General features: G+C 50.6%; 12 protein-coding genes. 7 read left to right on the top strand and 5 right to left on the bottom strand.

What is annotated here, in order from left to right; genetic code table 11:
* Positions 1-6 precede the first annotated feature (6 nt).
* The 7 genes from ASF12_RS22360 to ASF12_RS22330 all read left to right on the top strand — a co-directional run bounded on the left by ASF12_RS22360 (position 7) and on the right by ASF12_RS22330 (position 6,457).
* Positions 7-816, top strand: coding sequence for a carbon-nitrogen hydrolase family protein (locus ASF12_RS22360; RefSeq protein ID WP_056039718.1), 810 nt, complete (start codon positions 7-9; stop codon positions 814-816).
* A gap of 44 nt (positions 817-860) precedes the next feature.
* Positions 861-1,793, top strand: coding sequence for an ABC transporter permease (locus tag ASF12_RS22355; RefSeq protein ID WP_155973384.1), 933 nt, complete (start codon positions 861-863; stop codon positions 1,791-1,793).
* Between the two features lie 2 nt (positions 1,794-1,795).
* A complete protein-coding gene (gene nikC / locus ASF12_RS22350) occupies positions 1,796-2,710 on the top strand; it encodes a nickel transporter permease (protein ID WP_081418965.1) in 915 nt (304 codons plus the stop codon).
* Positions 2,711-2,726: 16 nt separating this feature from the next.
* The gene (locus tag ASF12_RS22345; protein WP_056039717.1) at positions 2,727-3,710 is read left to right on the top strand and encodes an ABC transporter ATP-binding protein; all 984 of its coding nucleotides are present in this window, start codon (positions 2,727-2,729) and stop codon (positions 3,708-3,710) included.
* Positions 3,707-4,678, top strand: a complete 972-nt coding sequence (locus ASF12_RS22340; protein WP_056039715.1) for an ABC transporter ATP-binding protein — start codon at positions 3,707-3,709, stop codon at positions 4,676-4,678. The genes ASF12_RS22345 and ASF12_RS22340 overlap by 4 nt, the downstream gene beginning before the upstream one ends.
* Positions 4,679-4,749: 71 nt before the next feature.
* Positions 4,750-5,499 carry a creatininase family protein gene (locus ASF12_RS22335; protein WP_056039714.1) on the top strand — a complete coding sequence of 250 codons (750 nt, stop codon included), beginning with the start codon at positions 4,750-4,752 and terminating at the stop codon, positions 5,497-5,499.
* Between the two features lie 22 nt (positions 5,500-5,521).
* Positions 5,522-6,457, top strand: a complete 936-nt coding sequence (locus ASF12_RS22330) for a dipeptidase (protein WP_056039712.1) — start codon at positions 5,522-5,524, stop codon at positions 6,455-6,457.
* 467 nt (positions 6,458-6,924) lie between these two features.
* On the opposite strand, the gene ASF12_RS22325 is transcribed toward ASF12_RS22330, so the two are convergent.
* From ASF12_RS22325 to ASF12_RS22305, 5 genes are all read right to left on the bottom strand, one after another.
* Complete coding sequence (locus ASF12_RS22325) at positions 6,925-8,094, bottom strand: stalk domain-containing protein (RefSeq protein ID WP_056039710.1); 1,170 nt, start codon at positions 8,092-8,094, stop codon at positions 6,925-6,927.
* Between the two features lie 38 nt (positions 8,095-8,132).
* A complete protein-coding gene (locus ASF12_RS22320; RefSeq protein WP_235533251.1) occupies positions 8,133-8,798 on the bottom strand; it encodes a hypothetical protein in 666 nt (221 codons plus the stop codon).
* A gap of 284 nt (positions 8,799-9,082) precedes the next feature.
* Complete coding sequence (locus tag ASF12_RS35275; RefSeq protein ID WP_056039708.1) at positions 9,083-10,348, bottom strand: MFS transporter; 1,266 nt, start codon at positions 10,346-10,348, stop codon at positions 9,083-9,085.
* A 57-nt stretch (positions 10,349-10,405) separates the two neighbouring features.
* Complete coding sequence (locus ASF12_RS22310) at positions 10,406-10,963, bottom strand: DUF1273 domain-containing protein (RefSeq protein WP_056039706.1); 558 nt, start codon at positions 10,961-10,963, stop codon at positions 10,406-10,408.
* On the bottom strand, positions 10,960-11,742 hold the full coding sequence (locus ASF12_RS22305; protein ID WP_056039704.1) for an RNA ligase family protein: 783 nt from the start codon (positions 11,740-11,742) through the stop codon (positions 10,960-10,962). Before ASF12_RS22305 ends, ASF12_RS22310 begins: the two co-directional genes overlap by 4 nt.
* Positions 11,743-11,773: the final 31 nt, after the last annotated feature.

Genomic DNA, 11,773 nt, shown 5'->3' with positions numbered 1-11,773 from the left:
GCAGCTATGACCTTTCAAATCGTAATGGCACAGTTCGGTTCTTCAAGCAGCAAGCAGGAAAATTTGGACAAGGCGGAAAAGGCGCTGCAGGACGCGACCTCGCTGCACCAGGCCGATCTGGTCGTTTTCCCGGAAGCCTTTATAAGCTTCTATCAAATCGGCACGCCAAGAGAACGCAAGCTGGAGGATGCAGAGCCGCTGGAAGGGCATTTCGTTGCGACGATGCAGTCGCTGGCCAAGCGTTATGGCGTATGGGTCATTTTCGGTACGCGGGAGACTACGGAGGATTCCGCGGATGACCGCGTATACAACTCCACGGTCATTATTGACTCGGACGGCCAAATCGTCGGCCATTATCGCAAAACGCATTTATATGATGCATTCGGCGCGCAGGAATCACGCGATATCAAACCCGGCACGGCGCTCTTCGAGCCGATTGATACGCCATTCGGCAAGCTGGGACTTTTCGTCTGCTATGAGCTGCGCTTCCCGGAAATCGCCCGCTACCAGGCGCTGCATGGGGCCGACGTGATTATTGTGCCATCCGGCTGGGTACGCGGTCCGGTGAAGGAACGCCACTGGGAAAATCTCGTTACGACGCGGGCGCTGGAAAATACCGCTTATGTCGTTGCCGTTAATCAGGTCAACGAGTTTTACATCGGCCAGAGCCTGATCGTTGATCCGATGGGCGTTGTCGTAGCACGCGGTGCAGAAACGGAGACGCTGATTCCCTACCGGATTGATCTGGCGCGCGTGCGCGAAGTCCGCACCAAGCTCCCGTCGCATATTCATCGGCAGGCGCATTTGTACGGCTAATCGCTTGGCCGCTTCATTTTAGTGGTCAGGAAGGAGTTTTCCCCTTGTTTAACTATGTACTAAAACGATTGCTGCAAATGATCCCGACGCTAATCGGCGTTTCCCTGCTCTCTTTTATCGTTTTGCAGCTCGTGCCTGGCGATCCCGCTGAATTAGTTGCTGGTCTAGACGCCAGTCCCGAGGAAGTGCAAATCATCCGGGAGCGGCTCGGAACCGACCGTCCGCTCTACGAGCAATATATCGATTATAATTGGCAGCTGCTGCAAGGCGATTTCGGCACTTCGCTGCGATCGGACAATCCGGTGCTGCAGGAAATTATGGAGCGGTTCCCGAGCACGGTGAAGCTGACGATTTTGGCTACGCTGGTTACCGTTGTCATCGGGCTATTTTCCGGTATTATCGCTGCAACCAAACCCGGCAGTGCCCGCGATCATGCGGCCATGGCTTTCTCTTTGTTCGGCATATCGATGCCCGTTTTTTGGCTGGGCATAATTCTCATTCTTATTTTTGCCTATTATATTCCCATATTGCCTTCCGGAGGCAGCAGCGAGCTGAAGCATTTTGTGCTTCCGGCACTCGTTCTCGGCATTTCCTCTGCCGCTGTGCTCGCACGGCTTACACGCTCCAGCATTCTTGAGGTCATTAATCAAGACTATATTCGTACTGCAAAAGCCAAAGGGGTCCGTCAGTGGCTCATCATTTACAAACATGCGCTTAAAAATGCCTTCGTTCCGATTATTACCGTCATCGGTATGGAAATCGGCAATCTGCTCGGCGGCGCAGTGCTTACGGAGACCGTCTTCTCCATGAATGGTCTGGGCCGCTACATCATTCAATCGATTCAGTTTAGAGATTATTCGGCTGTGCAGGGCAGCATTTTATTCGTTGCGCTTATTTTCGTCATCGTCAATCTGCTCGTTGATTTGTGTTATGCCGCTGTCGATCCGCGAATCCGTTATGACCGGAAGGAGGCCTAACGATGAGTGAACCCAAAGCTGCATCCCTGCTTGCCCAAAGCATTCCATCGGCTTATGACGATGGGCCTGCCAAACGAGAGGCCCTTTACAAGCAAGTGCTCAAGCGGCTCATAAGCAACAAGCGCTCTCTGCTGGGCCTATGGATCGTTGGCCTCTTTATTTTTATTGCCATACTTGCACCTTGGATCTCCCCTTATGATCCACTCGAGCAAAACATGGATATGCTGCTGCAAGCGCCATCCCTTAGCCACCCATTCGGAACGGACGAATATGGGCGGGATATTTTGTCACGGATATTTTATGGGTCGCGCATCTCGCTCATGGTAGGTATTGTCGGCGTCGTCATTTCTGTCGTTTTTGGCGTAGCCTTCGGCACAATAGCGGGTTATTTTGGCGGCAAAATCGAATCGGTCATTATGCGGATCACCGATATTTTCATGGCCTTTCCCGGCTTTCTGCTGGCTCTTGCCATTGTAAGCGTGCTTGGTCCCGGGATGGTGAATCTCATGATTGCCATCGGCATTTTTTCCGTGCCGTCGTTCATCTGGATTACCCGCAGCGCTGTACTGTCGGTTAAAAACAAAGAATATATTGAAGCCTCGCGCTCCATGGGCGCCAAGCACAGACGCATTATTTTGAAGCATATTATTCCGAACAGCATTGCTCCCATTATTGTGCTTTCGGCGCTGCGCGTAGCTACCGCCATTTTATCGGCATCAGGGTTAAGCTTCCTTGGAATGGGCGCACAACCGCCATCTCCGGAATGGGGGGCCATGCTGAGCGCAGGCCGGGAATTTCTTCGCACCGCGCCCCATCTGTCCATCGTGCCGGGCATCGCTATTATGCTCGTTGTCCTTGGGTTCAATCTGCTCGGCGATGGGCTGCGCGATGCCCTTGATCCAAAAATGAAGGTTTAGCTAAGGAGGGCCCGCATTGAAACGCAAGCTACTGGAAATAAAGGCGCTCAAAACGTATTTTCATACTGGCGATGGCGTCATTCCCGCTGTAGACGGCATTGATATTACGATTTATGAAGGCGAGACGGTCGGTATTGTCGGAGAATCCGGCTCAGGCAAAAGCGTGACATCGCTGACCGCCATGCGTTTAACGCCAGGCAAAGTCGTCGAAGGCTCCGTCACCTTCGATGGCCGGGATATTCTTGCGCTTTCCGAGAAGGAAATGCGCAGCGTGCGCGGCAATGACATGGCGATGATTTTTCAAGAGCCGATGACCGCGCTTAATCCCGTGTTTACGATCGGCGAACAGCTGCTTGAAGCCATTCGCATTCATATGAAGCTCAGCCGCTCTGAGACGAAAGCAAGGGCAATTGAAATGCTGCATCTGGTTGGCATTCCTAGCCCCGAGCAAATGCTGCGGGAGTACCCCCACCGCTTGTCCGGCGGCATGCGGCAACGGGTTATGATCGCCATCGCGATGGCCTGCAATCCCAAGCTGCTCATTGCCGATGAACCGACGACCGCACTAGACGTTACGATACAGGCCCAAATTCTGGAGCTAATGCAGCAGCTAAAAACGAGCCATGGCACCTCCATCTTGCTTATTACGCATGATCTTGGCGTCGTTGCGGAAATGTGCGACCGCGTAGCCGTTATGTATGGGGGACAAATTGTCGAGGAATGCGACGTGCTTACCCTTTTCACAAGTCCCAAGCATCCCTATACACAAGGCTTAATGAAGTCGATGCCCACGCTTGAAACGGATGAGCGCAGACTATATTCCATCCCGGGCAGCGTTCCGCCGCCCGGAAGCTTGCGGGAAGGATGCCGTTTCAGCCCCCGCTGTGAATTTGCGCAAGCGATTTGCCATGAGCAGCATCCGCAGCTCGAAGCAGTAGGGGCTGGGCATTCAGCCAGATGCTGGCTCCATGCATCCGAAGCAAAGGAGGCGTTCCAATGAATGAACCGCTGCTTGAGGTAAGCCATTTAACCAAATATTTTCCGATCAAAAAAGGGCTGTTCAATCGGACGGTAGGACATGTGAAGGCGGTCGATGGCCTGCGATTTACGATTTTCAAAGGCGAAACGCTGGGCCTTGTGGGTGAAAGCGGCTGCGGCAAATCTACAACAGGCCGTACGCTGCTGCAATTGCTTCGTCCAACGGCAGGCGAAATTAAGTATGAGGGCCGCAATTTGGTCGGCCTTCCGGTGGAGGAGCTGCGCAAGCTGCGGAAGGATATGCAGATGGTGTTCCAGGACCCATACGCCTCGCTTGATCCCCGTATGACGGTGGGCGAGCTCATTGCCGAGCCGCTCGACATTCATCAAGCAGCAACCGGCAAGGAAAGGACTAGACGGATCGATGAGCTGCTGGAAACCGTCGGCTTAAACAGCCGTTATGCGGATCGCTATGGCCATGAGTTCAGCGGCGGGCAGCGGCAGCGGATCGGCATTGCCCGCGCACTTGCGCTGAACCCCAAGCTGATCGTCGCAGATGAGCCCGTCTCCGCTCTCGACGTTTCCATTCAATCGCAAATTATTAATTTGCTTCAGGATTTGCAGGAGCAGTTCAAGCTTACCTATTTATTTATCGCCCATGATTTAAGCGTAGTCAAGCATATAAGCGATCGGATCGGCGTAATGTATTTGGGCGGAATTGTAGAGCTGGCAGGCAAACGCGAATTGTTTGCAGAGCCGCTGCATCCCTATACGCAGGCGTTATTGTCCGCCGTACCCACCCCTGATCCGCTTGCCAAAAAGAGCCGCATTGTGCTGCCGGGCGATGTGCCGAGCCCGGCGAGCCCGCCTCCCGGCTGTGCTTTTCATACGCGCTGCCATGCCTGCATGGCCGTTTGCCGTACCGACAAGCCTGAGCTGCGGGATGTCGGCGGAAGGCAGGTCGCCTGCCATTTGTACAACCAAGCTTAGACAGGCCCATCTTTGATGGAGCGAGATTCATCAGTTATATTTTAAAATTCATACAATTGGGAGAGCGCATTATGACGAAAAGCCGCAAATTAAGAGACATCAGCTGGACCGTCTTCGAGGAATACAAAAAACAAACGGAGCTGGTCATTGTTCCTGTAGGCGCAATCGAGGTATATGGCCCTCATCTGCCTCTTGGCTCGGATGGGCTGCTGGCAGCCAAATTGGCAGAGCTCGTTGCCGAGTGTGTTGGCGCACTGATCGGACCAAACGTAGAGGCTGGAGATTCCACCGTACTAAATGATTTTCCCGGAACCATTACGATTCGCCCCGAAAGCTTAAAAGCTTATCTCGGCGACATTGTAACCAGCTTGTTAAAATGGGGCTTCAAACGTATACTCTTCATTAACGGCCACGCTGGAAATGTATCGGTTATTAATCAAATCGTGCATCAGATCAAGGAACAGCATAGCGATGTATTGGCCGCCCAAATCGATTGCTGGCGGTTCATCAAGGCGCAGGATGACGGCATTTCCGAATCTGGAAAATTTTCAAACGGCCATGCTGGTGAAATCGGCACCTCCGTCCTGCTTCATCTTTACCCTCAGCTTGTAAACCAGTCCATTATCATCGATGAACAGCCCGCGTTTGAAGATCCTTTTCCCGAAATCATCAAATACAACCGTCTGTCTTCCATTTCCAAATCAGGCGTCGTTGGACATCCATCTTTTGCGACAGCCGGGAAAGGCGAAGCCTTAGTGCAGCGCTCTGTTGACCGTATTCTCGCTTTCCTAAGCGAAGCTTGGGACATTAAACCGCTGTAAATGCCGGTGAAAGGAGTTTTAAATGAACATTATCGATTTGCATTGCGATGCTTTAATGAAGCTGGGGGAGAAGAAAGGCAGCCTTTCCTTCAACGATGCACCTGAGCTGGATACGAACAAGCAGCGCCTGCTTACTGGGGGCGTCAAGGTACAAGGCTTCGCCATTTTCGTCATGCCGAACTTGACTGATCAAGAGAAGCTTCAATCGGCGCTCGACCAGGTGCATTATTTTTACGAGGAAGTATTAGGGAAAAATCCGGACATGAAGCACATCAAGGAATGGAAGGATATCGGCAAGCTGGCCGAGCACGAGATTGGCGCTTTTCTGACGCTGGAAGGCGTTGATCCGGTCGGCAATGACTTGCATAAGCTGAATATGTTTCACCGCCTTGGCGTGTTGTCGGTCGGCCTGACCTGGAATTTCGCCAATCTTGCTGCTGATGGAGTGCTGGAGCCTCGCGGGGCGGGACTTTCCTCCCTCGGCCGCAAAATGGTACAGTTCCACAATGAGCACCGGATTTTGACCGATGTGAGCCACTTAAATGAGCAGAGCTTCTGGGACGTCGTGGAAACAGCCGACTATTTGATCGCCAGCCACTCGAACGCCAAGGCCGTATTCGATCATCCGCGAGGGTTGTCTGATGAGCAAGCGCAAGCGCTGTTCGCCAAAAATGCAACCGTTCATGTCGTCTATTATCCTGAGTTTATTAAGCCCGAATCGGACGGAATTACGACAATCTCCGATCTGATTAAGCATATTGACCATTACTGTGCCATTGGCGGCGTTCATCATGTTGGCCTTGGCTCCGATTTTGACGGCATCAACGCTTACGTGCATAATCTCGAAAACGCCGCAAAAAGCCAAAACCTGATTAATGAGCTGCTTAAGCATTACTCTGAGGAGCAGGTGCGGGGCTTTGCCCATAATAATTTTCTGCGCCGGGTTTCCTCCCTTTAATGCAAAAGACACTTTTCGAAAATATTATAGTTCTCTGATTAAAAGAGCGTAGCAAGCCCCCACCTTTCACTGGTGGGGGCTTGCTCGGTGTTTAGTATAGTATATTTGCCACTTTCTCTGCGTCTTGAATACCTCGTTCCGAAAGAGGTCTCCCCAACTCATCAGGGTTATAGACTGAATGAGCATGACGAACAAAATATATGTTTGTATCCATTTCTACACGCTAACCTGCCTTTCTACAAGCCCGTTTAGAACTTCGTGCGGAATGACCTGTTGCCCCGTTCACTTTATGAATCCTCAAAACCAAACATAGATGCGCCTAGCATCATTATTTTAGAAATCAGTAAAAAAAGACGCCGCAGCGCTGCTTTCCTCCCTTGCGGGCAGGCGATACAAACGCTGCGGCGTTTTCTTTTTCTTTTTCTTTTTCTTTATCCGGCTTAACCTTCTGCTTGTTTGTTCAATTATTATTTACGTTTCCAGACAGAGCCGTCGGAGTATGCAACCCGATCAATTTGAATATTTTTGAGCTTGGTTGTGTCGCTGTAGGAGTAGAGATCCCATGTGAATATGTGACTATAACCGCTCAATACTTTAACATTGGCACCTTTTCCGTAGAAACGGTTTGTGTACGGATAACCACCCTTTACCGGGTCGCCGTAAGCGTCATAGGTGCTAAAAGAAAGCTCGAATGAAACTATCGTTTTAGCTGTCAAATTCCATAGCTCTATATTCGCTTCCGGATATCCTAATGAATCATAAGTAATGCTAGAATCAACAACTTTAAAAGGAACATTATTATTTTTCTTAAGCTCCTCTTTCAGCTTCTTCTTGTAGTCCTCTTCCTTCTGTTTGTAGAGAGCTCTCATCTGCTTTTCAATCGTGCCGCCATTGCCATAAAGCTGTTTAGCCAGCTTGTAGCTTTTGCTTACCGTTTCTTCTTCTCCCACCACTATGCTATAAACGGTTCTGCCGAAAAAGGTATAGTTCGTGCCATTCGAATCAAAATTTTCGCCTGGCTTTACGGTCGCATTGTTAAAAGCGGCTTTGCCGCGCGCATTCAACGATGCTGTAAAATCATAGGCCTGCACAGCGCCACCGGCATAATAATATTCCACATAATTAACAACGATTTTTTCCGTGCCTAGATTTTTCACAGCGGAATTCGTAATTTGCAGCGGCAGGCCTGTATAATATTTGCTTTTGCTTGGGTCTACCGTTTTAATGCTGATTTGGTTGCCTTTCGTTTCCATAGAAGCGCCTAGACCATCTGTCAACAGGCGAAGCGGAACCATGGTGCGGCCATTTCGTTCTACAGCGGGCGTTCCCAAAAATATAGAAATGCCATTAACCGTAGCAACGGGCTCATTCAAAATAATCGAAATCGTCATTTCGCCGCTTGAAGCGATGATCCGCTTGTTGCCCTTGTCCCAGCTGAAGGCGAGGCCAAGTGCTTCAATCGTTTCTTTTGCCGATACAAGCGTTGTGCCGTTCTCGCTTATTGGTGCCTGCGCGTAAGCGATTTTCTTGCCGTTTACAAAAACGCTCTGGCTCTCCGCCTTAGCGGCCGAAAGCCCCGTTGGGATTGCCAGCAGCATGACCATAGCCAGCAAAACTGTAATTACTTTCTGTTTCATATTTCATTCTCCCTCTATTTATATATTTCGCGAAGCGGCTATTCGCTGCGCAACGAGTAGACGTATTCCTTGCCTTCAATCGTAACGATAATATCAATCGGCTTTTTGTCTTTGGCCGCTTCCTTAGGCAGCTCAGCGATAAAGTGAAGAACTCCCGTTTTTAATGGTTCAATATTCGTTATGTTTGTATAGGTAAAGTTGCCTCCACCCGACTCTTCAATTGCAGAAAAGCTTTCGTACTCGTATTTGCTATCATATTTCACTTGTACATTGGCAAATTCATCTGCGCCTTTGGACGAGCTGAGCAAGCTTTTGAACTTAAGAACGATGTCCAAATAAATATTTTCGGCATCCTTTATCTCGTAGTAATTGTAGAAGCTGTCAGGCTTCGGCGGAACGACTTTGGACGTAAACTCTGTCTTCGTGAGCGTAACCTCTGCAAAGTCGGCAATAACGAGCGCTTTTTTCAATTCTAGTACACTGCCTGCGTCAGCGGATGGCTCCGGTGCCGGCTCCGAAGACGCCTCGCTTACCGCAGCAGTATTAGCGGCCTCGGCAAGCTCTGCCTTCAGCTTCTCATTTTCAGCACTCAACTGGCTTACTTGCTCCTTTAATTGACTTACCTCTGTGGAAAAATCCTCCGTTTGGCCGGCGCAGCCAGCCATGACGAGCATAGCGGCAACTGCAAAAATAGCTTTTTTCATAATGGTAAATACCCCCTATCATCTTTAGCTATTAAATTTTCTACATAAAGTGCTAAAATCCTCTAAAATCATTTCATTTTACTGAAAATTCATCATTTATTTTTTCGATCTCTGTCATATTTTATCGAACTTCAATCATTAACTGCTCCAATTATGATTTCAAACCGCCATAACAAATTTACCAAAATAACGGACAGGGGCTTTTGCAAACAAATAAAAAACGTTGCTTCCGCAAGGGGAAACAACGTTTAAGCAACATATCATCACTCATTATGCTTATCAATTTACAAGATCAAATCACCGAACAGGCCAAACAACAATAAGTAAGCACAAACCGAAAGAACGATATACGACCACAGCTTCTCCTTCGTCACCTGGCTGGCCACCGATGCGCCGACCAAGGAAATGCCAAGAGTAGACAGCAGTGCCGCCGCCATTACCAAAAGGCCCAGCTTAAAGCTAATGAGCGAAACGACGCCCGCTATTAAAAATCCAGCTCCAGAAACGAGCTGCATCGCTCCAATCGATGTAATGAAAGCTCTGAGTGTTAGACGCTGCGTCGCTCTCCACAAGCTGATTCCCCATAAAGAACCGAGGAAGGCAATCGTCGATATTAGCGACAGCAGCAAGATTTTGCCGAATAGCGCTGCGCTCATGCCGCTTCCCTCACGCAATAGATCGGATACCCCATAGCCGAAAAATAGCTGGATGGCACTGCCTGTAAGCAGCCCGAACAAGAGGAAACCTATTATCGCACTGACAATCCCGATTATACCGTAGCTCAAATCTTTGGCCGGGTTTAAATTCAGCCCCTCCAGCGGATTTTTCAGCAGCTTCAGCAATAGTTGCATATCGATCTGCTTAACCGAGCCGGATACATTTTGCAGCAGCTTGTTTGCAACCCCTGCTGCTCCGCTTTTGGCTCCTGCTCCTGCTCCTGCTCCTGCTCCTGCTCCTGCTCCTGCACTTGCGCCAGCACCAGCGCCCGCAGCGCCTGCCATTCCGGCAGCTTGATTTCTCACTGATGCAGCCGTTCCAGCTGCCTCATTTCTTGCTGTCGCCGCCGTAACAGCTGGCTCAGCATCATCTGCATCGTATTCGCTATTGTCATCGCCGTATGCGTCATATTCCCCATACTCGCCGTAACGTTCCCGTTGTCCCGGCTCTTCCTCCAAATCCTCGCGCTTCTGCAAAGCCGCTTGCTCCCGCGTCGCCTCAAGCAAGCGCGCATCTTCCTCTTGGCGCGCCAGTTCCTCCTGCCGTGCTGCTTCCGCACGCCGCAAAATCTCTTCCTGCCTCGCCGCCTCTGACTGGCGGGCAACCTCCACCTGCCTTGCCGCTTCCGCTAGGCGGGCTGCCTCGGCCCGCTGCGCCGCTTCTTCCCGCGCAGCCTGGGCTGCTGCTTGCGCTGCCGCCAGTGACTGCTGCGACTCCCGCGGCTGGCGGAACACATGCACCGCCTGGCTAGCTGGCTCGCTCTTTTCTAAATCAAACGGCCGCACCTTTTCCGAATGCTGCTCTTGCTGCTTTTTATCATCCTGATCATCCATCTCTGCATCCTCCTCTTGCTGTCAAAAACCGCCCTAACGAGTGGCAGCCTTATTATGCTAGTCCATATCCCGATAATTCGCCTCATCCGCAATGCTCTGAATATCATCCGAGCTGATGCTGATGTAGCGATAACCATCGGCCTGCTGCCGGCGGAGCGCACGCTCCTTGAAGTAGCGCGGACTTCCTTCCCCCGCATCCTCATCGTACACGAGCAAAATACCCTCGGTTTTGCGAAACAGCAGCTCATCCCTCGCCTGCAGCTGCCAAATGCCGTCATAAGGCTTGTCGCTGACCGACGCATAATAATCGACGCCCTTCAGCACCTGCTCATAATATTCCTTCTTGTCATCCTTCCACTTCTCTTCCGGATTGCTATACGCCGTAATAATAGAAAGCCTGAGCTGCGGGTATTGCGGCTTAAGCGCGATGACGGCTTCACATGCCCATAGATCAACGCCATATTGGCCCGGCGTAATGACCCATTGCAAGCCATCATCAATGAGCGGCAGCAGCTTATTCGTAATCGCCTGCTTAATATAGGCAATGCCTTCATGCTTTTGATTAAAAATGTTCAGCTCATGCGCGCGGTAGCCCGACACTAGCAAATTGTTCATGCCTTCGGCGCATTTCTAAAGGTTCGTTCGTAATCCTCGAACCGGATTTTACGAATCATTTTGCGATCAGCCGTTCGTGCAATAATTCCTTCTGACTTTCCGGATGCATCCATTCCTACACGCGTGGCCGCAAAATCGCTGAGAAAACGGCTCGTCTCCTCCAGCCCGACCGGAAACGCAGCTCCACCCAGCTCAGCCAGCAGCGGCGCAGCGTCGAGGCTCCAGCGCTCGATAAATGCTGCTTTCTCCGCCTCTTTATAAAAAGGCTGGCCGCCATGATCGCGCCACTTGGCAATTTGGTCAATCGGCAGTTCCAGCAAATGCTTAAGCTCCTCATGCGTCAGCGAAAACAGATCGAATACCCGGTAGCCTTGGCTGCCGCTGGACGTATAATTTTTGGCCGCCTTTGTTTTACCGCCATAGCTCTCCTGATAAATAACGGTAAGTCCAAGCTTACCATCCGCCAAGCTGGCCTGCATCCGCTCCGCAATCGGGGTTAGCAAGGCCGCCATATTGCCATAGGGATTGCCAATTCGGTCCCCCTTGGCAAACAGCAGCTCCTCTCGTGAGCCAATAAAATAGTCCGTCCCGGCTTCATTATGAAGCAAAATTATGCGCGCATTTTCCCCGTCTACTTTTTCATAAACATAAACGGGCTTATCCGAATCGAAGGCCTCACCTTCGGTTAATGTGTCGTTTAAACGGCCGCGTTCCCCAAGCTGGTGATAGGTGAGGATACTCGGATATTTCGTTAAGGAATTCAGTTTTGTAAAATCCATTATTCATCTCCTGCATCTTAATAAGTCTGTT

Source organism: Paenibacillus sp. Leaf72, from assembly GCF_001422685.1.
In the GTDB taxonomy this organism is placed as follows: domain Bacteria; phylum Bacillota; class Bacilli; order Paenibacillales; family Paenibacillaceae; genus Pristimantibacillus.
This window is presented reverse-complemented; position numbering and strand designations above follow the sequence as displayed.